20 protein-coding genes and 1 riboswitch are annotated in these 21,362 nt (G+C 64.7%); of the genes, 13 read left to right on the top strand and 7 right to left on the bottom strand.

Translation table 11 applies throughout. The annotated features are described in order from the left end of the window. Both QCE88_RS37845 and QCE88_RS37840 read right to left on the bottom strand, forming a co-directional pair. On the bottom strand, positions 1 to 627 hold the full coding sequence (locus tag QCE88_RS37845; RefSeq protein WP_309910805.1) for a superoxide dismutase: 627 nt from the start codon (positions 625 to 627) through the stop codon (positions 1 to 3). A 29-nt stretch (positions 628 to 656) separates the two neighbouring features. Then, complete coding sequence (locus tag QCE88_RS37840) at positions 657 to 1,148, bottom strand: hypothetical protein (RefSeq protein ID WP_309910804.1); 492 nt, start codon at positions 1,146 to 1,148, stop codon at positions 657 to 659. Positions 1,149 to 1,313: 165 nt separating this feature from the next. On the opposite strand from QCE88_RS37840, the gene QCE88_RS37835 reads away from it, so the two are divergent. After that, positions 1,314 to 2,807: an MFS transporter gene (locus QCE88_RS37835; protein ID WP_309910802.1), complete on the top strand. Its 1,494-nt coding sequence runs from the start codon at positions 1,314 to 1,316 to the stop codon at positions 2,805 to 2,807. A 275-nt stretch (positions 2,808 to 3,082) separates the two neighbouring features. Continuing rightward, on the top strand, positions 3,083 to 3,289 hold the full coding sequence (locus tag QCE88_RS37830) for a hypothetical protein (RefSeq protein WP_309910800.1): 207 nt from the start codon (positions 3,083 to 3,085) through the stop codon (positions 3,287 to 3,289). Between the two features lie 86 nt (positions 3,290 to 3,375). On the opposite strand, the gene QCE88_RS37825 is transcribed toward QCE88_RS37830, so the two are convergent. Continuing rightward, on the bottom strand, positions 3,376 to 4,287 hold the full coding sequence (locus QCE88_RS37825) for a sterol desaturase family protein (RefSeq protein WP_309910799.1): 912 nt from the start codon (positions 4,285 to 4,287) through the stop codon (positions 3,376 to 3,378). A 217-nt stretch (positions 4,288 to 4,504) separates the two neighbouring features. Then, a riboswitch (Fluoride riboswitch) is annotated at positions 4,505 to 4,566 on the top strand. 57 nt (positions 4,567 to 4,623) lie between these two features. Between QCE88_RS37825 and crcB the strand changes: the two genes are divergently transcribed. After that, entirely contained in the window at positions 4,624 to 5,016 is a 393-nt protein-coding gene (gene crcB, locus QCE88_RS37820; protein ID WP_309910798.1) for a fluoride efflux transporter CrcB, read from the top strand. 7 nt (positions 5,017 to 5,023) lie between these two features. Here crcB and QCE88_RS37815 read toward each other — a convergent pair whose 3' ends face one another. Beyond that, complete coding sequence (locus QCE88_RS37815) at positions 5,024 to 5,455, bottom strand: helix-turn-helix domain-containing protein (RefSeq protein WP_309910797.1); 432 nt, start codon at positions 5,453 to 5,455, stop codon at positions 5,024 to 5,026. 105 nt (positions 5,456 to 5,560) lie between these two features. Here QCE88_RS37815 and QCE88_RS37810 point away from each other — a divergent pair, with 105 nt between their 5' ends. Further along, positions 5,561 to 6,445 carry an NAD(P)H-binding protein gene (locus QCE88_RS37810; protein ID WP_309910796.1) on the top strand — a complete coding sequence of 295 codons (885 nt, stop codon included), beginning with the start codon at positions 5,561 to 5,563 and terminating at the stop codon, positions 6,443 to 6,445. Between the two features lie 14 nt (positions 6,446 to 6,459). Here QCE88_RS37810 and QCE88_RS37805 read toward each other — a convergent pair whose 3' ends face one another. Continuing rightward, a complete protein-coding gene (locus QCE88_RS37805) occupies positions 6,460 to 7,092 on the bottom strand; it encodes a PAS domain-containing protein (RefSeq protein ID WP_309910794.1) in 633 nt (210 codons plus the stop codon). Positions 7,093 to 7,281: 189 nt separating this feature from the next. On the opposite strand from QCE88_RS37805, the gene QCE88_RS37800 reads away from it, so the two are divergent. Both QCE88_RS37800 and QCE88_RS37795 read left to right on the top strand, forming a co-directional pair. Next, positions 7,282 to 8,250: a threo-3-hydroxy-L-aspartate ammonia-lyase gene (locus QCE88_RS37800; protein WP_309910793.1), complete on the top strand. Its 969-nt coding sequence runs from the start codon at positions 7,282 to 7,284 to the stop codon at positions 8,248 to 8,250. Beyond that, complete coding sequence (locus QCE88_RS37795) at positions 8,250 to 8,741, top strand: YbaK/prolyl-tRNA synthetase associated domain-containing protein (protein ID WP_309911054.1); 492 nt, start codon at positions 8,250 to 8,252, stop codon at positions 8,739 to 8,741. Before QCE88_RS37800 ends, QCE88_RS37795 begins: the two co-directional genes overlap by 1 nt. A 10-nt stretch (positions 8,742 to 8,751) precedes the next feature. Here QCE88_RS37795 and QCE88_RS37790 read toward each other — a convergent pair whose 3' ends face one another. Further along, positions 8,752 to 9,996, bottom strand: a complete 1,245-nt coding sequence (locus QCE88_RS37790) for an MFS transporter (protein WP_309910792.1) — start codon at positions 9,994 to 9,996, stop codon at positions 8,752 to 8,754. A 135-nt stretch (positions 9,997 to 10,131) separates the two neighbouring features. On the opposite strand from QCE88_RS37790, the gene QCE88_RS37785 reads away from it, so the two are divergent. From QCE88_RS37785 to QCE88_RS37770, 4 genes are all read left to right on the top strand, one after another. Then, positions 10,132 to 11,004 (top strand): LysR family transcriptional regulator, encoded by an 873-nt coding sequence (locus QCE88_RS37785; RefSeq protein ID WP_309910791.1) that lies wholly within the window; start codon positions 10,132 to 10,134, stop codon positions 11,002 to 11,004. Positions 11,005 to 11,109: 105 nt separating this feature from the next. Further along, positions 11,110 to 11,484 carry an H-NS histone family protein gene (locus QCE88_RS37780; protein ID WP_309910790.1) on the top strand — a complete coding sequence of 125 codons (375 nt, stop codon included), beginning with the start codon at positions 11,110 to 11,112 and terminating at the stop codon, positions 11,482 to 11,484. A 181-nt stretch (positions 11,485 to 11,665) separates the two neighbouring features. After that, positions 11,666 to 12,886 (top strand): PepSY-associated TM helix domain-containing protein, encoded by a 1,221-nt coding sequence (locus tag QCE88_RS37775; RefSeq protein ID WP_309910789.1) that lies wholly within the window; start codon positions 11,666 to 11,668, stop codon positions 12,884 to 12,886. Positions 12,887 to 13,166: 280 nt separating this feature from the next. Further along, on the top strand, positions 13,167 to 15,371 hold the full coding sequence (locus QCE88_RS37770; protein WP_409018286.1) for a TonB-dependent receptor: 2,205 nt from the start codon (positions 13,167 to 13,169) through the stop codon (positions 15,369 to 15,371). Between the two features lie 94 nt (positions 15,372 to 15,465). Here QCE88_RS37770 and QCE88_RS37765 read toward each other — a convergent pair whose 3' ends face one another. Beyond that, a complete protein-coding gene (locus tag QCE88_RS37765) occupies positions 15,466 to 16,617 on the bottom strand; it encodes a citrate synthase family protein (protein WP_309910787.1) in 1,152 nt (383 codons plus the stop codon). A gap of 134 nt (positions 16,618 to 16,751) precedes the next feature. Here QCE88_RS37765 and QCE88_RS37760 point away from each other — a divergent pair, with 134 nt between their 5' ends. The 3 genes from QCE88_RS37760 (at position 16,752) to QCE88_RS37750 (ending at position 21,358) form a co-directional block, all read left to right on the top strand. Then, on the top strand, positions 16,752 to 18,107 hold the full coding sequence (locus tag QCE88_RS37760; RefSeq protein WP_309910786.1) for an MFS transporter: 1,356 nt from the start codon (positions 16,752 to 16,754) through the stop codon (positions 18,105 to 18,107). 26 nt (positions 18,108 to 18,133) lie between these two features. Further along, the gene (locus tag QCE88_RS37755; RefSeq protein ID WP_309910785.1) at positions 18,134 to 19,099 is read left to right on the top strand and encodes a 2-hydroxyacid dehydrogenase; all 966 of its coding nucleotides are present in this window, start codon (positions 18,134 to 18,136) and stop codon (positions 19,097 to 19,099) included. Positions 19,100 to 19,300: 201 nt separating this feature from the next. Next, positions 19,301 to 21,358 (top strand): ATP-binding protein, encoded by a 2,058-nt coding sequence (locus QCE88_RS37750; protein WP_309910784.1) that lies wholly within the window; start codon positions 19,301 to 19,303, stop codon positions 21,356 to 21,358. Positions 21,359 to 21,362: the final 4 nt, after the last annotated feature.

Here is a 21,362-nt window from a genome sequence, read left to right as displayed (position 1 = left end):
TTATTTGCCGCGCGCCTCGGCATAGCGCCGCGCGACCTCGGGCCAGCTGATCACGTTATAGAAAGCCGCAATGTATTCCGGCCGGCGATTCTCGTATTTCAGGTAATAGGCGTGTTCCCAGACGTCGAGGCCGAGAATCGGCTGATTGCCCGATCCGATGCCGCTCATCAGTGGATTGTCCTGATTCGCCGTGCTGCTGACCGCGAGCTTGCCTTGCTTGTCGACTTCGAGCCACGCCCAGCCGCTGCCGAAGCGCGTCAGCGCGGCCTTCGTGAACGCTTCCTTGAAGGCATCGAAACCGCCGAGGTCCGAGTCGATCGCGCGGGCCAGTTCGCCGTCCGGCGTGCCGCCGCCCGTCGGCGACATCACGGTCCAGAACAGGCTGTGGTTCGCGTGGCCGCCGCCGTTGTTGCGCACGGGTCCGCGCAGCGCTTCCGGTAACGCGTCGATATTCGCGATCAGGCTTTCGACCGGCTCGTCCTTGCGGTCGGACTTCTCCAGCGCCGCGTTGAGGTTGTTCACATAGGTCTGGTGATGCTTCGTGTGATGAACCTCCATCGTGCGGGCGTCGATGTTCGGTTCGAGTGCGTCGAAGGCATACGGCAGGGGAGGCAGGGTGTAAGGCATCGAATGCTCCTTTCGGTTCGAAGTGGGGATCAGTGCGGCGCGGTGTGGCTGGGGTGAAGCGCGGCGTCGCCGTCGGCGATGGCGCGTGCAATAAGCGGATGCGGCCCGTGACGGGCGAGATGGCGAATCAGCGCGACATAGGTTTCGCGGCTGTGGCGCAGTGCGGCCTGACGCAGCGAGGCGGGCCGGTCGACGGCCTGCGTGAGCGCGATCAGAACGGCGTGTGCGCGGCACAGCAAGGGCGCCGCGCGATCGAGCGCGCCCTGCGCCACATGCAGGTCCGCGAGATTGTGATGCGCGACCACCAGCGCGGCGAGGCAATCGTCCACACGGCCAGCGGGCGGCGCTTCAAGCAACCGGTGCGCGATGGACAATGCCCGCTCGTAACCGGCGAGCGCCAGCGCGGCGCGTCCGTCGCGCTCGGCCTGGACGGCCTGGCGCATTTCGGCTTCCCACAACGCAAGGGTCGGCTGGCAGGGAACGGACGTGTCCGATGAGAGGTCGGCAATCTGCTGATGCATGGCGAGGGCTCCTGTTCCATCGCCCTTTGCGTCGACCTTGCGTCTGCGTACTCGGGTTCGTCAATAATAACCATTATCATTTAGCCTTGCCAACCCCGCTCCCGACGTGGACATACGCGCGGCTTTGGCCTCTACTTGTGCGAGGTCCACAGACGGGAAGGCATCTTGGCCAGCGCACCCTCTGAAAACCGCGAACGCCCGCACGCAGTCGCCGCACAGGCGAGTCCTTGCGACGAAGGCATCATCCGCGTGCAGCCATGCGCCAACGACGCGCCCTGTAAGCGCAAGCGGCTCGCCTTGTCCGCGACGATTCTCGGGTCGAGCATGGCGTTCATCGACGGCTCCGTCGTGAACGTCGCCTTGCCTTCGATCCAGACCGAACTCGGCGCGAGCATCGCGGCGATGCAGTGGGTCGTGAACGCGTACCTGCTCTTTCTCGGCGCGCTCGTGCTGGTCGGCGGTTCGCTTGGCGACAAGCTCGGACGGCGCACGGTCTTCGTCGCCGGCATCGCGCTGTTCACGGCGGCGTCGGCGGGGTGCGGCTTCGCGCCCGACACGGGCTGGCTCATCGCGGCGCGCGCGGTGCAGGGCATCGGCGCGGCGCTGCTGGTGCCGAGCAGTCTCGCGATCATCGGCGCGGTGTTCGACGGCGCCGAGCGTGGCCGCGCGATCGGCACGTGGGCTGGCGTGGGCGCGATCACCTCGTCAGTGGGTCCGGCGGCGGGCGGCTGGCTCGTCGATGCGTTTTCCTGGCGCGCCATCTTCTTTCTCAACGTGCCGCTTGCAGCCGTGACGATCCTGCTGGCGTTGCTCTCGGTGCCCGACAGCCAGAAGGCCGACGCGCCGTCGACGCTGGACTGGCCAGGCGCAGCGAGCGCCGCCGCGGGGCTCGCCGCGCTGACTTACGGGCTGACCGAAGCGCCCGCGCACGGTTTCGGCGATGCGCGCGTGCTCGGCATGATCGGCGCGGGCGTGCTGTTGCTCGCCGTGTTCCTGGTCATCGAGGCAAGAAGCCGCGATCCGATGATTCCCCTCGACATCTTCCATTCCCGCGATTTCACCGGCGCCAATGTGGTCACCCTGCTGCTGTACTTCGGACTGGGCGGCGTGCTGTTCTTCCTGCCGTTCACGCTGATTCGCGCTTATGGATTCAGTGCGGCACAAGCCGGGGCCGCCCTCTTGCCGATGCCGCTCATCATCGGCCTGCTGTCGCGCTTCACGGGCGGACTGACGGGCCGGCATGGCGCGCGGGCGCTGCTGACCGTGGGGCCGTGCATTGCAGGCATTGGTTTCGTGATGCTGGCGCTGCGCATCGTGCCGGCCAGCTATTGGGCGGGGTTTCTTCCCGCGCTCGTGGTCCTCGGCCTCGGCATGACGATCACCGTCGCCCCGTTGACGACCACCGTGATGGCGTCCGTGCCGGGCGGGCGCGCGGGTATCGCGTCAGGCATCAACAACGCGGTGGCGCGCGTCGCGGGTCTGCTGGCGATTGCCGTGCTCGGCATTGCGTTCGTGTGGTCGCGCGACGCCGTGTTGCACGCCGGCGGCACGCAGGCCGACGCCATTGCCGATGGCCTGCGTGCCGTTGCGCTGCTCTCCGCGATGTGTGCGTTCGCGGCATCGGGCGTGGCGGCGGTAACGATACGCAAGCGCGCTTGAATGCGCTGGTCCGATCTGATTTAGCAGACTCGCACAGCGATAACAATAGGCGGTTTCCGACCCCTGCGTAAATTGCATGGGATAACGAAATGACATAGAAATACCGGGTGTTTTGAGAGTTTTCACGAAGTTGATCGTTCGATTTCAACCTTACAATGAATTCACATTCCTGATGTTTCGAGTTCCTGAATGATCGGGAATGTGGAGGCAAGAAGATCCCGAGTTTCGGGTCAACGGCTTATCGGCCGTGTTTATCTGACTAAGGAATAGAAATCATGATCAAGATCGAAAGAAACGCTTTGGGCCTGTCCCAGGTTGCCGGCGGCGCGCGGAAGCAATCGTCCAGCAGCAGCACCACCATCATCTCAGTGCCGACCGTGCCGGGTCCCACCACGTCGCCGGCCACGGGCACGAGCGGCAGCGCAAGCTCGACCATCTTCGTCAACGGCAAGGAAGTGATTAGCCAGTCGGTCACGTTCTAAGCTTCGCCCGCCGAAATGCAACGTGGGCGGAACATGCGTTCCGCCCACGTTGTTTCGGTGCCGCGTGGTCAGTCTGTCAAGCGTGCTCAGGCGTTCGTGTGTTCCAGCGTCCTGGCGCGCTTCTGAAGTTCTTCCGTCGTGTGTCCTGCGCCGTTCGGCAGCCAGCCGGGAGGACGCAGCACGAAGCCGAATGCATCGGAGACGCTCTTCGCCTGCACCACATCCTTCACGAGACTCGCCCAGTGTTCCAGTTCCACGACGATCGGGTTGTGCGAAGTCGTCGGTGTCGTGAGGCCGTACACGCAGCGTTCTTCAGCGCGTTCCTCCACATAGGTGCCGAACAGCCGGTCGAAGACAATCAGCACGCCGCCGAAATTGGCATCGAGATAGGTTGCATTCGAGGCGTGGTGAACACGGTGCGCCGAAGGCGTGTTGAGCACGTATTCGAGCCAGCCGAGTTTCGGAATCCAGGTGGCGTGCAGCCAGAACTGATACAGCAGGTTGATGGACACCACCGCCAGCACCACGTCGGGCTTCACGCCAAACCACACGAGCGGGGTAAAGAACAGCGCCGAGCCGGCAAGCTTGGTCAGCCAGCCAAGCCGGTAGGCGGAAGACAGGGTCAACTGGTTCGGCGAATGATGCACGGCGTGATTCGCCCAGAAGAAGCGGATCGTGTGCGAGGCGCGGTGGTACCAGTAGTAGCAGAACTCCTGGCCGATAAAGAGCAGGAAGATCGTGAGCGCCGTGTTGCTCGTGACCGTATGAATCCGGTGCTCCCATGCAAAGTTGAAGACCGGCGTGGCCAGCGAGATCGGCACGAACGCAAGCAGCTTGCGGCCGACGAGATCGGCAAGAGAGAGCCAGGCTTCATGCCAGTCGAAGGCGCGGTCGGTGCCTTTGTGCTTGAAGTGCAGGACGAGCGCTTCGATCAGCGACGCGGTGAGCACGATGCCCATCGCGTACAGCGAGATTTTTCCAAGCAGTTCCAGTTCCATGATGGTTCGCCTTGGTGGATGGATTGCGAATGAACCCATTGTGGCGAGCGGCCGGGTCAAAATCCACGCGCAAACTATTTCACCTCATGTCAGCGCGTTCGCTCGAACCCGCGTGGCTTGTGGGGCAGGCGTTCCCGGCGAGTCATGTCATGGCGTGTCAGGCGTGTCAGGCGCGGCAGGGGAAGGCTGCAACGTTGCCGGAAGAGATGCTAAAGTCTCGCTCGATGGGGATGGGGTACCCCCGATAACCGCCGTCCGGCTGATGACTCCTGTTGAATTGCGTTGCGCGACTTCGTTGCCTGCAAGGGTGCGCGCACGTCCGACAGGAGTTTCCTCGTGCAATCGCTTCTTTCCCTCGTTCTGGTCTTTGTCGGCGGCGGCCTCGGCTCGATGGCGCGGCATCTGGCCGGGCGAGCCTCCCTCGCGCTCTTCGGCCCGTCATTCCCGTATGGAACGCTCGGCATCAACGTCTTCGGCTCGTTCGCCATGGGCGTGGTGGCCGGCTGGTTCGCGCTGCGCGGCCACGCGGACCAGAGCGTGCGCCTGTTCCTGACCACGGGCATCATCGGCGGCTTCACCACGTATTCCACCTTCGCGCTCGAAACCGCGCTGCTCTGGGAGCGTGGCGACGTGCTGTCCGTCATGTTGTATGTCGGCGGCACGCTGCTGCTCGGTTTCGTCGGGATATTCGGCGGGCTGGCGCTCGTGCGCGCCGCCTTGGGCGCCTGACGTGCCGCTACGCGGATTGCCTTGCCCCGTCGAAGACTTCGCGCGCTGCCTTCACCGCCGCATGATTCTCGTCGGCCCAGCGAAGCAGGACATGCAGCGCGGCGTACATCGAGCGGCCCAGTTCGGTCAGGCTGTATTCGACACCGGGCGGCTTGGTCGGAAACACTTCCCGGTGGACATAGCCGTCGCGCTGAAGCTCGTGCAGCGTCTGCGTCAGCATGCGCTGCGAGATGTCCGGCACGAGCCGCCGCAACTCGCCGAAGCGGTACGGCTGCTCGGCCAGCGCCATCATCAGCAATGAAGTCCATCGTCCGTCGATCACGTCGATGACATCGCGCACCGGACAGTTCGATACATCGCCGAACTCCTTCCGCGCGGCATCCAGCATCGTCTTGACTGCGCTGGGGGTGGCCTTGGTGATGGCCTTGGTGGTTCCCATTCGGTGCCTATCTCCTGAAAAACTGCCTTCTTTACGGAAGACGATCGACGCCCGATCATCGAGGCGCTCTCAAATTGAGAGTATCACCCGGAATGAGGCAGGACTATGAGCGATACGATTTTCGTGACCGGTGCAGCCGGTCAACTTGGACGGCTGGTCATCAAGCATCTGCTGGCGCGCGGCGTCGGGCCTGGGCGCATCATCGCGGGCAGCCGCAGCCCGGACAAGCTCGCCGATCTCGCCGCGCAAGGCATCGACGTCCGCCGCGCCGACTTCGACGATCCAGCCGGCCTGACCGATGCCTTCAAAGGCGCCGGCACCGTGCTCGTCATCTCGACCGATGCGCTCGACGGCGCCGATACGCGTCAGAAGCAGCATCGCAACGCCGTGGCGGCAGCGGTCGCGGCAGGTGCCGGACGGCTTGCCTATACGTCGCTTCCCAATCCGGACAGTTCGCTGTTGAGCTTCGCGCCGGACCATCTCGAAACCGAACGGGCCATCAAACAGACCGGGCTGCCGTACGCGATTTTCCGCAACGGCTGGTATCAGGAGAACCTGCACATGGCGCTACCCGGCGCGTTTGCGAGCGGCACGTGGCATTCGGCTGCGCGCGGTGGCAGAACGTCCTATGTGGCGCGGGAGGACATCGCCGAAGCCATCGCAGCCGCGCTTGCCACGCCGGACGCCGGGCGCAGCACGTACACGCTGACGGGCCCGGAAGCGCTGAACCGCGAAGAGATTGCCGACCTCGCGCGGCGGGCGACGGGCAGGGCGCTGGCGCTTGTCGATGTATCGGACGAACAGCTCGCAGCGGGCCTGAAAGCGGCCGGCGTGCCGGATGTGTTCGTCGATGTCCTGGTATCAGCCGATGTGGAAACCCGGGCGGGCAATCTTTCCATCGTGACCGATCATCTCGAATCGTTGCTTGGCCGGGCGCCGCGACGGCTCGCGCGCCATCTCGAAGAAGCCGGCGCCGGATACGCGGGCTGACGCGCCCGGCTGGCCTACTTGGCGTCGTTATAAACGGTCGCGCGCGACACGCCGAGATGTTGCGCGACCGTTTCCATCGAGCGTCGTAAATCCAGGAATCCCTCTTGTTTCAGCGCCTGCATCAGCGTGCGGCGCTGGTCGGCGCGCAACGCCTGCGGCGTGGTCGCCTGGCTCACGGCGAAGCGGTCGATTCTCTCGCGCAGCGAATCCGCGCTCGACGGATCCAGCGATTCCCTCACGCTATCCGTACTCAGCGACGAGAACTGCTCAAGCATGTTCGACAGGCTGCGGAACAGCGTGACATCGACGTTCAGGCATAGCGCCGCGATATAGCGGCCGTCCGAATCCTTGATCCCGATCGACGTGCTCTTGGCCTGCCGGCCGTCCGCGAAACGGTTGGCGTAGTTCGCGAGAATCTGCGGATAGGCGTCGTCGGCGATGCGGGCCAGACCGAGTTCTGTTGCCGGATCGCCGACCTTGCGGCCCGACAGATTGTTATGAATGGCGAGCACCGCGTGCTTCGGCGAGCGCAGGTCATGCACGACCACCTCGGTGAACGGCGCCAGGGTTTCGCCCAGACCCGCGGCGATCTGCTTGACCTGTTCGAGAATGGTCCGCTGTTCGACGGTGAGCTTGGCTTGGGTCATGGTGTCTGGATCGGTCGGTCGGGTTGGGTTGCGTCAGCCAGTGCAAAGCATGCCATTTCGAGCCGTCGCACGCATTGATTTTTTGTATAAAAATAGACATACTGTTGAAAATGCGCAGCGAGAGCACGGAATCGTGACCCTGCCATGCGCCGTGTGACTCTGGCCCACCCTTTTCATGGCATGTCCGACATGACGACTCCAAGCCTCCCCACTTATGCCGACGTCGAGGCCGCCGCCTCGCGCATTGCGGGCGTCGCGCATCGTACGCCGGTGCTGACCTCCCGCACGCTCGACGCGCTGACCGGCGCCGAGTTCTTCTTCAAGTGCGAAAACTTCCAGCGCATGGGCGCGTTCAAGTTTCGCGGTGCGTTCAATGCGTTGTCGAAGTTTTCGGCCGAACAGCGCAAGGCCGGCGTGGTGGCGTTTTCTTCAGGGAACCATGCGCAGGGCATCGCGCTGTCCGCGCAGTTGCTGAACATCCCGGCCACCATCGTCATGCCGCACGATGCACCCGCCGCGAAGGTCGCCGCCACCAAGGGCTATGGCGCGCAGGTCGTCGTCTATGACCGCTACAAGGAAGACCGCGAAGCAATCGGCCGCCGTCTCGCGGAAGAAAACGGTCTCACGCTGATTCCGCCTTACGATCATCCTGACATCCTGTCGGGACAGGGCACGGCGGCCCGGGAACTGTTCGAGGAAACGGGCGCGCTGGATCACCTGTTCGTGCCGCTCGGCGGCGGCGGCCTGCTGTCCGGCACGGCGCTCGCCACGCGTGCGCTGGCGCCGCAATGCGTGCTGCATGGCGTCGAGCCCGAAGCGGGCAACGACGGACAGCGTTCTTTCCGTACGGGCGAGATCGTCCATATCGACACGCCGGTCACCATCGCCGATGGCGCGCAGACCCAGCATCTCGGGCATCTCACCTTCGAGATCATCAAGCGCGATGTGAACGACATTCTCACCGCCTCCGATGCCGATCTGGTCGACGCCATGAAGTTCTTCGCCACGCGCATGAAGATGCTGGTGGAACCGACCGGCTGTCTCGGCCTCGCCGCCGCGCGGAACATGCGCGAGCAACTCGCGGGCAAGCGCGTGGGCGTGATCATCAGCGGCGGCAACATCGACCTGGAACGCTTCTGCTCGCTGGCGGTTGCGTGATGGTCACGTCCGCGGTGACTACGCCGTTCGATCAACTGATCGACGCGCTGGAGCGGGAGGGCGCGCGCTATCGCGTGCTCGAGCATCCGGAGGAAGGGCGCTGCGATCTCGTGGCGGCGTTGCGCGGCACGGAACCCGGACAGGGCGCCAAGGCCATGCTCTGCAAGAGCAAGGACGCAGACGGCCAGATGATCCTGGCCATTCTCCCCGGCGACCGCAAACTGGACTTCAAGAAGGTGGCGACGGCAGCGGGCATCAGAAAGGCCACGCTCGCCACGCCGGAAGAAGCGCAGCGCGAGACCGGCTGCGTCATCGGCGCGATTCCGCCGTTTTCGTTTTCGCCTGCGGTGAAGTTGATCGTGGACCCGGAACTGATCGAACGCTTCGACGAGATCGCGTTCAACGCAGGCCGGCTCGACCGCTCGATGTTGCTCGCTTCCGTCGACTATCTGCGCATCGCGCGGCCGCTCGTCAGTCCGCTGTGCGCTTGATGCGCGTCAGTCACGCTTCGGCGGGCTGTCGAATGACGCGCAGCGCCACGCACAGACACAGCACGAGCAGCACAGCGACATAGGCTGCCACGGCGGGCCATGCGCCGTGCTGCCAGAATGCGCCGCCAATCGACCCGAGCACGCTCGAACCGGCGTAATACGCGAGCAGATAGAGCGAGGCCGCGTGACCCTTGGCCGAGCCGGCCAGCCGTCCGACCCAGCCGCTTGCGACCGAATGCGTGATGAAGAAGCCAATCGTCACGAGCACGATGCCCACGATGACCGCCACGAGCGATGTCGACAGCGTCAGTGCCAGGCCGGCAGCGAGCACCACGACGCCGCTGATGAGCACCGGCGCGCGGCCCAGTTTGTCGGCCAGCGCGCCCGCGCTCGACGACGAAACCATGCCGAACAGATATGCACCGAAGATGAGCCCGCACTGGGTCGAATCGAGATTGAAGGGCGGTGCGATGAGGCGGAACCCGGCGTAGTTGTAGACCGTCACGAATGCGCCCATCACGAGGAAGCCGATCGCGAAGACGAACGGAAGACGCGTGTGCAGTAGTTGCGCCTGCCACAGCCGGAGATGATGGCGGAGCGTCAGATCGGTGCGTTTGACGAAGCGTCGCGAGGGCGGCAGCAGCATCACGAAGGCGAGGGCGGCGAGCAGATCGACCACGCCGATTGTCGACATCGCCGTGCGCCACGAGAAATACTGTTCAAGCGCGCTCATGCCGATCCGTCCGATCATCCCGCCGAACGCCGTTCCGCCCACGTAAAGGCCCATCGAGAAGCCGAGTCCTTCGGGCGCGATTTCCTCGGCGAGGTAGGCCATCGCGACGGCCGGCACGCCGCCGAGCGTAAAACCTTCCAGCGCGCGCCAGACGAGCATCAGGTCCCAGCTCGACGCACTGGCCGCCAGCAGGTTGAACAGGGCCGCCGAGGTCATCGAGGCGAACATCAGCCCGCGCCGCCCGACGCGTTCCGACAGCGCGCCGGCGCAAAGAATGGACACGGCAAGGAAGCCGGTGGAAAGCGACAGCGACAGCGAACTCGCCGCCGCGCCGATGCCGAACTCGCGCGCGAACGCGGGCAGCAGCGGTTGCACGCAATAGAGCAGCGAGAACGTGGAGAAGCCGGCGAGAAACAGCGCGAGCGCGATGCGCCGGTACGCGGACGAACTGGGCAAAATGCCGTTCGAGGGCGCGTCGCGACGCGTGCCATCCACCGGGGATGTGAGGGAAGGGGAGGACATCGCCTGATTGCTTGAAGAAGAAAGTTGACTTCATTCTTGCCAATGTCGAGCCATATGTCCAATATATGAAAACATGGGCAACGATATGTTTTAGCACTGACCTTCCAGCTTGAAGCGGCATCAGGAACCGAAAAAATGGAGCTTCGCCACCTGCGCTATTTCCTCGCCGTCGCCGAGACGTCGAATTTCACCAAGGCGGCCGAGCAGCTTGGCATCGGCCAGCCGCCGCTCAGTCAGCAGATCAAGGCGCTGGAACAGGAACTCGACGTGGAACTGTTCAGGCGCAGCGCGCGCGGCGCCGAACTCACGCAGGCCGGAAGAGTCTTCGCGGACGAAGCGCGGCGCGTACTGGACGACGCGCAACGCGCGGCACGGGCGGCGCAGCGTGCCGCACGGGGGGAAACCGGGCATCTGCGAGTCGGCTTCACCGGCACAGCCGCGTTCAATGAACACGTCTCGGGTCTGATCCGGCGCTTCCGCGAACGCTATCCCGAAGCTGAGCTGGCATTGCACGAAGCGGCCTCGGGCGTGCTGCTCGACCTGCTCGAAGCGGGCCAATTGGACGTCGGCATCATCCGGCCGGTGCGGCGTGTCGCCGATTCGCTGCTGCAAAGCGACTGGCGCGAGGAACCCATGCTGGTGGCGCTGCCGGTCGCGCACCGGCTGGCGTCGAAGACGCGCATCGCACTGGCCGATCTCGCCGACGAACCCTTCGTGCAAGTGCCGCGCGTCGCGGGCGGCACGCTGTTCGACGACATCGTCGCCGCATGCGCCGCCGCCGGATTCCAGCCGCAACTGGCGCAGCCCGCGCCGCAGATGGCGTCGGCCGTGACGCTGGTGGCGGCGGGGCTGGGCATTTCCATCGTGCCGAAGTCGATCACGCAGGTGCGCGTGCGGGGCGTGGTGTATCGGCCGCTGCTGGCGCGCGGCTTGCGGGCGCGGCTGGCTATCGCATCCCGGCGCGACGATCCATCGTCCGTCGTGCGCAACTTTCTCGAACTCGCCTGACGAACGCCGGAGGGGTGTTCGAAGTCCTTTCACGAATGTCGTAGAATTTCGAACGCCGAACACAACACAACAGTCGCCGGAACGCGGCGAATCTTCAAGAAGACCATGGCATATCAAAGCGTTGAAATCGCCAAACTGAGGGCGCAGCAAGAAGCCCTGGACCAACAACTGGCCGAAGCGAAAGAAAAGGAAACCCAGCATGTATTGCGGGAAATCGTGCAAAAAATGCGCGAATACGGCATTTCGCTGGCCGAATTGATGGGGCGCAAGACGGTTTCGGAACCGTCCGAACACACCGTGCAGATCCCCGCTGCGGAATCTCCGGTGAAATATCGCGATCCGGTCAGCGGCGCCACCTGGAGCGGCCGTGGCCGCGCCCCGACGTGGATCGCGGGCAAGAACCGCGACGAATTCCTGGCGGACCGGCACGCCGCCGCCCGCGCGATGGTTCAGGCAGCGCTGTTTCCGGAAGGTCATTGAGGCATCGGGCGGCGCGCGCCGTGTTTCATGCGCTGCGTACGCCACGAAAATTTCTTCAGTGCCTTACGAAAGCCTTGTGAATCAGGCTTGCCGTCGATAAACTTGCGAACAATTCCTATTTACGTCGCAAGATTTCGATGAAACCCGTCGCACACGACCGTCGTTCCGGGGGCCTGCAGGCATGAGGCCGGTCATGGTTCGCCTGCATCGCTGGCTTGGCGTTGCCACCGCGCTGTTCCTGTTCGTCTCGGGCCTGACAGGCGCCATCATCGCGTGGGATCATGAAATCGACGCGTGGCTCAATCCCGCGTTCTTCCACGCCCGCACGGACGGCCCGGCGCTGCCGCCGCTCGAACTCGCGCGCCGTGTCGAAGCCGCCGACCCGCGCGTGGAAGTGACCTACATGCCGCTCGGATTCGAGCCGGGCCACACCGCGCAGATGATGGTCATGCCGCGCACGAATCCGGCCACCAACGCGCCGTACGATGTCGCGTACAACCAGATCGCCGTCGATCCCGCGACCGGCCAGGTGCAGGCGCAGCGCATGTGGGGCGCCGTGTCGCTTGCGCGCATCGACCTGATGCCGTTTCTCTACAAGCTGCATTACACGCTGCATCTGCCGTTCGTCGGGGGGATCGACGTGGGCACCTGGCTGCTCGGCATCGTCGGGATCCTGTGGTTCTTCGACAGCGGCATCGCGCTGATCCTGTCGTTCCCGAGCGTGAAGGCGTGGCGCAAGTCGTTTGCGTTTCGCGTCAAGCGCGGCGGCTACGCGCTGACCTTCGACCTGCACCGTTCCGGTGGCGTCTGGATCTGGGGCCTGCTGCTGATGATGGCGCTGACCTCCATCTCGATGAACCTCGCCGAGCCGGTGGTGCGCCCGGTCGTCTCGGCGTTCTCGAAGCTCTCGCCGTCGTTCCTCGACAACCCCGCCCTGGTGCGCGCCGGTCCGCCCGGCCAGCCGCTGGCCACGCGCGAGCAGATCCTCCAGAAGGCCACGCAGGACGCGCAACGCGAAAACCTCACCCAGCCGATGGGCGCGCTCTACTACGCGCCGATGTTCAAGGCGTATGGCGTCGGCTTCTTCGCGCCGGGCCACGATCACGGCGACATGGGTCTCGGCAACGCCTGGCTCTACTACAACGCCCAGACGGGCGCGCTGGCCGGTTCGACCATTCCTGGACGCGGCTCGGCCGGCGACATCTTCATGCAGGCGCAGTTTCCGTTGCATTCGGGGCGGATCGTGGGCATCGGCGGGCGCATTCTCATCAGCGCCGTGGGGATCGCGGTGGCGGTGCTCAGCATTACCGGCCTGATGATCTGGATTCGCAAGCGCGCCGCACGCCGGCAATCGGCGGCGTCCAGCGAACGGGCAGCGCGCGGACGCTCGGTCGCCTCCTGAAGCGGTTTTTAAGCGCTGGCGACACTCGCCAAGCCAGCGCCGATCCCTCGAATAAAGCTCGACACGGTAGTTCCTGCCGAGTGGGATGTTGCGTGAATGCAAATCGTGCAATCAATAAATGATAACGACTCGCATTCACTCTATAATCCGCCGCACAACATCAGTCTCATCCGTCGCGCCTCGTGCGTGACCGGTCTTGCGACGCAGAACAATGCCGCCCGGATTCCAGAGCATGCCCCGGGACGGAAGACCGACCTTCATCGACGCCCTTTCCTGATTCATGTCCGCATTCCGTTCTTACACCGCGCAGGCCACGCCTGCGCTGGCGCAGCGCGCCGCGATCGTCGCCGCCGTTGCGATGGTTTTCTCCCTGTCGGCTCACGCGCAATCGGCTGATACGAGCAACACCGGCACGGCAGCCGCCGCGCCGCAGGACAGCGCGCTGCCGGCCGTCAAGGTGCAGGCGAGCAAGGAACAGCTGCCCGGCGATCTCTCGCCGACCTTCGCGGGCGGCCAGGTCGCGCGCGGCGCCGATTACGGCGTGCTCGGCAAGCAGAAGAACCTCGACATGCCGTTCAGCATGACGACGTACACCTCGAAGCTGATCGAGGACCAGCAGGCGCGCACGATCGGCGACGTGCTGGCGAACGATCCGTCGGTGCGTACAGCGTTCGGCTTCGGCAACTTCGCTGAAACCTATGTGATTCGCGGCTTCGAACTCCAGGGCGACGACATCTCGCTGGACGGCCTGTACGGCATCACGCCGCGTCAGCTCGTGGCCACCGATGCGCTCGAACGCGTCGATCTTTTCAAGGGCGCCAATGCTTTCCTGAACGGCGCGTCGCCGAACGGTTCGGCGGTGGGCGGCGGCATCAACCTGCAACTGAAGCGTGCCGACGACAAGCCGCTCACGCGCGTGACGGTGGATGGCGAAGCGTCCGGCATGTTCGGCGCGCACGTGGACGTGGGCCGTCGTTTCGGCAGCGAAGGCCAGTTCGGCATTCGCGTGAATCAGGCGAATCACGACGGTGAAACGGCGATCGACGGCGAACACAGGCGCGACAACACCACGGCGGTCTCGCTCGACTGGCGCGGCGACAAGCTGCGTCTGTACGCCGACTTCCTGTACCAGCGGCAGCGCATCAACGGCGGGCGTTCGACCGTCTATGACTACGCCAACTACGTTCCGGCGCCGCCCGCCGCGACCTACAACTACGGCCAGTCGTGGGGCTACAGCTCGATCGAGGACACGGTTGGCATCCTGCGCGCCGAGTACGACTTCCTGCCCGGCTGGACCGCCTACGTCGCGGGCGGCATGCGCCACACGGACGAGCACGGCGAATACGCGTCGCCGAGCATCAACGCGGACGGCATCACGCAGTCGCGTCTCGGCGTGCCGCACAAGGAAGACGGCAGCTCGGCCGAAGCCGGCGTGCGCGGCCGTTTCAACACCGGTCCGGTATCGCACTTCGTGACGGCGGGCGCGTCGATCGTGCGCGTCGATTCGATGTCCGCCTATACGTTCAGCGGCTCGTTCCCGTCGAGCATCTACGACACGCCGCGCGTGCCGTATCCGGCGACCGTCGGTTCGGCGGGCGATCTCGGCGATCCGCAAACTGTCTCGCTGAGCCTGCTGCGCAGCGTGTCGGTGTCGGATACGCTCGGCTTCCTGAACGACCGCGTGCTGTTCACGGTCGGCGTGCGTCATCAGGACCTGCACGCGAACAACTTCGACTACACCGGCAAGCAGACCGAGGCCTACAACGATTCGGTCACGACGCCGCTGTTCGGCCTCGTCGTGAAGCCGTGGCAGAACGTTTCGCTGTTCGCGAACCGCAGCGAGGCGCTGACCATCGGCGATTCGGCGCCGTCCACCGCGGCCAACACCGGACAACTGCTGCCGCCTGAGAAGTCGAAGCAATGGGAAGTCGGCGCGAAGTACGACAACGGCCAGTACGGCGCGACGGTCGCGGCATTCCAGATCGAGAAGCCGCTGACCTTCACGAACGCGGCCAACTTTTTCGTTGCGGACGGCACGCAGCGTCATCGCGGCATCGAGGCGTCGGTGTTCGGCGAGCCTGTGAAGGGCGTGCGCCTGATTGCGGGCGGCACGTACATCCACGCGACGCAGCTCGACACCGGCAGCGGGACGACGGACGGCAACAAGCCAATTGGCGTGCCGACCTTCATGTTCAACGTGAACGCGGAATACGACGTGCCGATGCTGCAAGGCCTCACGCTGACGGCGCGCTGGATCTACACGGGTTCGCAGTATCTGAACACGACCAACACGCTGTCGATTCCGCACTGGAACCGCTTCGACCTGGGCGCGCGCTATGCGACCGTGGTGTTCGGCAAGCCGACGACCTTCCGCGCCAGCGTCCTCAACGTGGCGAACAAGTCGTACTGGGCCTCGACGATCGGCGGATATCTGACGCAGGGCGCGCCGCGCACCTTGCTGCTCTCGATGACGACGGACTTCTGAACGTAGCCTGAAGACGCAAGCTGAACGCACACCCCGAATGCCGGATTCCGATCCGGCGTTCGGGGTGTTTTCTATTGGCGCGCGACTTTGCGCTTCAATCGACGACAGCCGGCCCGATGTAATGCGCGCGTGGCCGTAACAACGTGCCTTCCGCGATCTGTTCGATGGCATGCGCCATCCATCCCACGCTGCGCGCAATGGAGAACAGCGCGAACGCCGCGCCTTCCGGCAGCGCGCAATGCTCGACGAGCGCGGCGAGCGCGATGTCGATGGCGGGCGGCGTGCCCGTCAGCCGTCCGACGCATTCGATCAGCTCACGCGCGGCGTGAGGCACGTCGAAGGCGGACAGGAGATTGGCGGCGCGCGGGTCGCCTTGCGGATAGAGTTCGTGTCCGAAGCCCGGCAACGGCTCGCCTCGCGCGACGCGTTCCTGCACGGCGGTTTCGGTGCCGGCGCGTTGCGCGTCGTCCATGAAGGCGCGCACGCGCACGATGGCGTTGCCGTGCATCGGTCCCGAGAACGCGGCCAGTCCCGCGATCATGCTCGCGCCCAATGAAGCCCCGGTCGATGCCGCAACACGCGCTGCGAACGAAGAACTCGTCAGCTCCTGATCGGCGAGCAGCACGAGCACGCGGCGCAACAGATCTGCATGACGCGGCACGCCCCACGCATCCGCGATGCGCTCGTGCAGCGGACCTTGATCGGATCGCGGCGTGAAAAACTGACTCGCGAGCAGTCCCACGAGCCGCGCGGCTTCGCCGAAGCGGTCGGCGTGGTCGCGTGAGAGACGGGCGGCGTCGTGCGCCAGCGCCGCATAGACCCGCGCCTCGGCGGGCCCAGCGAACGCGACCGGCTCGAACGAAGGAAAGTGCGGCAGCCCGGGCGTGTCCCACAGCAATTGCGCGGCGTCCTCGAAACTCGCCGATGCCGCCAGTTGCACCGCATCCCTGCCACGGTAATAGAGCGTGCCGCGCGCGATGGTGGAGATGCGGGTATCGATGATCGGTTCGCCCCAGGCCATGGTGCTGGCCGCGATCTTCTTGCGGCCGCGTCCGAGGCTGCGCTTCTTCAGCAACCCGGCGATATCCGTCGCGCGATAGAGATTGCGGTTCGCCTGCTGCGGGTCGTCCCGCACCTCGATCTGGCCGCGGCTGACATAGGCATACAGCGTCTGCTTGCGCACGCCGAGGGCTTCGCAGGCTTCTTCCTGCGTGATCCAGTTCTTCACGTTGATCGAATCAATCAAGATTGACGCTCATTCGCCACGCCGGTTTAATCGGCTAAACACACCACCCCGAAAGAAGACCCGGCAGTTCGAACGAGGGCATCGGGCGGCGCGTTCAGGCGACCGCTTCAGGGACATGGAAACAGGAGATGACAGTGGCAACAGATCGGACGACCCAGTATATAGCGGGCACGACAGCCCGCACGACGCGCACGCGTTACTCGATTCTCGCGATGATCCTGCTGCTGGCGACCGTCGCCTACGCGGACCGCGCGATCCTCTCGATAGCCGGCCCCGGCATCTCGAAGGAGTTCGGCCTGAATCACGTGCAACTGGGCTACGTGCTGTCGGCGTTCAGCTGGGCGTATGTCGTCGGGCAAATTCCCGGCGGTCTGCTGCTCGATCGCTTCGGCACCAAGACCATGTACGGCGCCACGCTGATCCTGTGGTCCATCGCCACGATGCTGGTCGGGTTCATCGGCAACTTCACGTCGGACCTCTCGGTGGCGCTGAGCCTGCTGTTCGCGCTGCGTTTCGCGCTCGGGCTGATCGAAGCGCCCAGCTTTCCCGCCAACGGCCGCGTCGCGGTCATGTGGTTTCCGAAGGAGGAACGCGGGCTGGCGACGTCGCTGTTTGCATCGGCTTCGTATTTCGCCGTGGCAATCTTCTCGCCGTTCGCCGGCTGGCTCACGTCGCAGTTCGGCTGGCCCGCGCCGTTCATCGCGCTGGGCGTGATCGGGATCGCGGCGGCGGGCGCATGGGCCGTCGTCATGCATGAGCCGCGCAACCATCCGCGCGTGTCCAGCGGCGAACTCGATCACATCATTGCGGGCGGTGCGATGATCGATATCGATTCGAAGCAGTCGCTCAAGGCGCGTCCGCCGCTTTCACGTGGCGTCATGCGCATGCTGCTCGGCAATCGCATGTTGTGGTGCGCGTATGTCGGGCAGTATTGCACCATCGCGCTGAGCTACTTCTTCATCACCTGGTTTCCCATCTACCTCGTGCAGGCGCGCGGCATGAACGTGATGCAGGCAGGCTTCGCGACGATGGTTCCGGCCATCGCGGGCTTCGTCGGCGGCATTGCGGGCGGCACGATCTCGGACTGGGTCAGCACTCCCGGCCCGCGAGTCTCGTGGGCGCGCAAGACGCCGTATATCGTGGGCATGGGGCTGGGGTGCAGTCTCGTGTTGTCGGCGGTCGTCGAGAGTAACACCGTGATCGTCCTGCTGATGACGCTGGCCTTCTTCGGCAAGGGTGCGGCGGCCGGCGCGGGCACCTGGGCCATCGTCAGCGATACGGCGCCGCGCGAAGCCGTCGGGCTCGCCGGTGCGATCTTCAACTGCATCGGCAACATCGGCGGCATTGTGACGCCCATCGTCTTCGGCTACATCGTGCAGGCGACGGGCGGCTATACGGCCGGACTATACTTCGTTGCCGCGCATTGCCTCGTTGCCGCTGTGGTCTACCTGTTCTTCATGGGCAAGATCGAACGCGTGAAGATGGCTTGAATCGCCTTCAATATTCATTCCGTACCATGACCCGACCTATCATTCTCAATGCGGCAGATTTACCCGAGTGGACTCACGAGGAGTTGAGAACGCACTTCACCGTGCTCGATCTGCCCGACGATCCCGCCGCCGCACGCGCGTTCCTGCAAGAGCACGGCAGCAGGATTCGCGGCATTGCGTTGCGCAAGACGAAGATCGATGCCGCCTTTCTCGATGCGCTTCCCGCGCTCGAAATCATCTCGAGTTACAGCGCGGGACTGGATAACGTGGATATCGGGGCGGTGCGCGCGCGGGGCGTGAACATCGAGAACACCTCGCACATCCTGGCGGAAGACGTGGCGAACGCGGCGATGGGCCTGGCGCTGGCGCTCACGCGCGACTTCGTGAACGCCGATGCCTTCGTGCGCTCGGGCCAATGGCCCGTGCAGGGCCAATACCGGCTGGGACGCTCGATCTCGCGGATGAAGATCGGCATTGTCGGGCTGGGCACGATCGGCTCGGCGATCGCGAAACGCCTGCGTGCGTTCGGCTCGACAGTCGCGTATTTCGGGCCGAGCCGCAAGGCCGTCGAATTGCCCTGGTACGACGACGTGACCCGGCTCGCGCACGACAGCGACATGCTGATCCTCACGTGTCCGCTTTCGCCGGCGACCCATCATCTCGTGAACGCGGACGTGATCCGCGCGCTCGGGCCGGATGGCTTCCTCGTGAACATCGCGCGCGGACCGGTGGTGGATGAACGCGCGCTGATCGCGGCGCTGGCAGTGGACGGCCTGGCGGGCGCCGCGCTCGACGTCTTCGAGCATGAACCCGAAGTTCCCGAAGCGCTCCTGCGCGATCGCAGACTGGTGCTGACGCCGCATATCGGTTCGGGCACGCAGGAAACGCGTCACGCGATGGCGGAGCACGTCGTGGATGCGCTCGCCAGGCACTTCGACATCGACGGCCCGCGCACGCGCGCGACCGGGGCGGCTGCGCTTCAAACCACGTAACGCAGGGCTTCGTGGCCGCTTGCAAATGCCGTGCGCTTTGAAAAGAAGGCGTGCGGCATTCGCCCTAACATGCGGGTTGCCTGACATCGCCCGCGCCGCTTCGACGTTGTTCGCCGGCTTCGTCACGCCCAACGCCTGATGAACCCTGACCGGGTGGACGCCATGGACACGAGCGATCGACGATCTCCAGAATCGATTCCCGTGCCCCGGGATTGCACCGATGCCGAAGCCATCCTGATGTCGCGCGAGCTGTCGTGCGAACTGAATCGCGCGCAGCTCATCAGGAAGTTCATGCGGATCGCGGTGGCGCAACTGGGTGTGGAACGAGCGGTCCTGATCCTGTTGATCGACGGCATCGCCGAAGTGGTGGCGGAGGCCGTGACCTTGCCGCAGGGCGTGGAAGTCAGCTGTCGCGCGAACGAAATCTTCAGTGCCTTGCTGCCGATGACGATCGCTCACACGGTGATGAACAGCCGTGAGCGCCTGCTGATCGATCGACCCGAAGCCTTTCCCGATGATCCCTATGTGCATGCTCATCATCCAAAGGCGGGTCTGTTTCTTCCTGTCCTGAGACAAGACCGTCTGGCCGGCATCCTGTACGCGGAGAACCGTTCGACTTCGGCGCTGATCGACCGCGCAAAGATCTCGCTGGTTGAAATCCTGGCGGCGCAGACGGCGGTGTCGATGGAAAACGCCCGGCTGTACGACGCGCTCAAGCAGGAGAATCGAGAGCGCACAATGACTGCCGAACGCTTGCGCCGCAGCGAGGCGCTGCTCGCCGAAGGCCAGCGGATCAGCAAGACGGGCGCGTGGACCTGGAACGCCGACTCCGGCGACATGCAGTGGTCGGAACAGGTCTACGACATCTGGGGCTTGCGCGCAGCCGACGGCATTCCCACCTTCGAAGCGCTGATGCAGCACGTTCACGCATCCGACCGCGAGCGGGTCGTCGGCCTGCACGCGCTGGCCATCGCGAGCGAAGTGAAGGACGAAATCTACACGACCGAATTTTCGATCGACCGGCCCGATGGCGCATGGCGTCGCTTGCAGATCGTGTTGCGGCCATGGAGCCGGCCCGGCGAGCGCCCGCGGCTTTACATCGGCACCACGGCGGATGTCACGGAACGGCGGCTGGCGGAAGACGCACTCAGGCGCAGCGAGGCGCATCTCTCGGAGGCCCAGCGCCTGAGCAACATCGGCAGCCTGAGCTGGATGATCGAGTCACGCACCCTGCAGTGTTCCGCGCAGTGCCGCCGCATTCTCGACGCGGACGATAGCGCCGACATCGAGATCGCGGATATCCTCGCGCGGATTCATCCCGATGACGTGGAAGGCGTCGCGGCCGCGTTCTTCCGCAACGAACCCAGCGACGACACGATCCAGCAGGAGTTCCGGCTGACCGTCAAATCAGGCGGGCTGCGCTATTTGCGCATGGTCGCGCGGTCGATTCGATCGACGAACGGGGCGGTCGACTATGTCGGGGCGCTCGCCGACGTCACCGAGTCCCGCAACGCGCAGAACGCGCTGATGGAAGCACAGACCAACCTCACGCACGTGACGCGCCTGTCGGTGCTGACGGAACTGACGGCCAGCATCGCCGACGAGATGAAGCAGCTTCTCGCGAGCATCATCGCGAATGGCGAGGCGGGCTTGCGCTGGCTCGACCGGCTGTCGCCTTCGGTCGGCGACGCGAGCCGGAGCTTCGATGAAATCGTCAAGTCGGCGCAGCGCACCAATGGCGTCATCAACCGCATTCGCTCGGTCGCCCGCAAGAGCCGCGCGGAACGCAAGATGATCGATCTCGCCGATACCATCCACGACGTGCTGCCGCTCGTGCGTCAGGAACTGGATCGCCACGCCATTACGCTGCGTACCGCCATCGCATCGCATACGCCGATGGTCTGTGCCGACAACATCCAGATGCAGCAGGTCCTGATGAATCTGATCACGAACGCGATACGCTCGATCCAGCGCGCATCGGGCGACAGGAAGGACATCCTGATCACGCTGGATAACGTCGGCGACAGCTACTTCAGGGTGGCGGTCACGGATTCGGGCGCGGGGCTCTCGGTGGATGCGAGACAGCATCTCTTCGAGCCCTTCTTCACGACCGAACCCGAAGGGATCGGCCTGGGTCTGTCCATCTGCCGATCCATCGTCCAGGAACACGACGGCATGATCAGCGCGGAAGACTGCGAAGCAGGTGCCCGCTTTTACTTCGACATCCCGCGTTGCCCGGTCCGCGCGGCCACGCACTGAAGCG

Origin of the sequence: Caballeronia sp. LZ035 (assembly GCF_031451175.1) — a bacterium.
Classification (GTDB): Bacteria; Pseudomonadota; Gammaproteobacteria; order Burkholderiales; family Burkholderiaceae; genus Caballeronia.
The sequence above is the reverse complement of the archived record's forward strand: the minus strand, read 5'-3'. Positions and strand labels throughout refer to the sequence as shown.

Bases quoted from the DNA above. Each gene is read 5' to 3' on its own strand.
- QCE88_RS37845 (WP_309910805.1), bottom strand. From the start codon at position 627: ATGCCTTACACCCTGCCTCCCCTGCCGTATGCCTTCGACGCACTCGAA.
- QCE88_RS37840 (WP_309910804.1), bottom strand. From the start codon at position 1,148: ATGCATCAGCAGATTGCCGACCTCTCATCGGACACGTCCGTTCCCTGC.
- QCE88_RS37830 (WP_309910800.1), top strand. From the start codon at position 3,083: ATGATCAAGATCGAAAGAAACGCTTTGGGCCTGTCCCAGGTTGCCGGC.
- QCE88_RS37825 (WP_309910799.1), bottom strand. From the start codon at position 4,287: ATGGAACTGGAACTGCTTGGAAAAATCTCGCTGTACGCGATGGGCATC.
- QCE88_RS37815 (WP_309910797.1), bottom strand. From the start codon at position 5,455: ATGGGAACCACCAAGGCCATCACCAAGGCCACCCCCAGCGCAGTCAAG.
- QCE88_RS37810 (WP_309910796.1), top strand. From the start codon at position 5,561: ATGAGCGATACGATTTTCGTGACCGGTGCAGCCGGTCAACTTGGACGG.
- QCE88_RS37805 (WP_309910794.1), bottom strand. From the start codon at position 7,092: ATGACCCAAGCCAAGCTCACCGTCGAACAGCGGACCATTCTCGAACAG.
- QCE88_RS37800 (WP_309910793.1), top strand. From the start codon at position 7,282: ATGACGACTCCAAGCCTCCCCACTTATGCCGACGTCGAGGCCGCCGCC.
- QCE88_RS37795 (WP_309911054.1), top strand. From the start codon at position 8,250: ATGGTCACGTCCGCGGTGACTACGCCGTTCGATCAACTGATCGACGCG.
- QCE88_RS37790 (WP_309910792.1), bottom strand. From the start codon at position 9,996: ATGTCCTCCCCTTCCCTCACATCCCCGGTGGATGGCACGCGTCGCGAC.
- QCE88_RS37785 (WP_309910791.1), top strand. From the start codon at position 10,132: ATGGAGCTTCGCCACCTGCGCTATTTCCTCGCCGTCGCCGAGACGTCG.
- QCE88_RS37780 (WP_309910790.1), top strand. From the start codon at position 11,110: ATGGCATATCAAAGCGTTGAAATCGCCAAACTGAGGGCGCAGCAAGAA.
- QCE88_RS37775 (WP_309910789.1), top strand. From the start codon at position 11,666: ATGAGGCCGGTCATGGTTCGCCTGCATCGCTGGCTTGGCGTTGCCACC.
- QCE88_RS37770 (WP_409018286.1), top strand. From the start codon at position 13,167: ATGTCCGCATTCCGTTCTTACACCGCGCAGGCCACGCCTGCGCTGGCG.
- QCE88_RS37755 (WP_309910785.1), top strand. From the start codon at position 18,134: ATGACCCGACCTATCATTCTCAATGCGGCAGATTTACCCGAGTGGACT.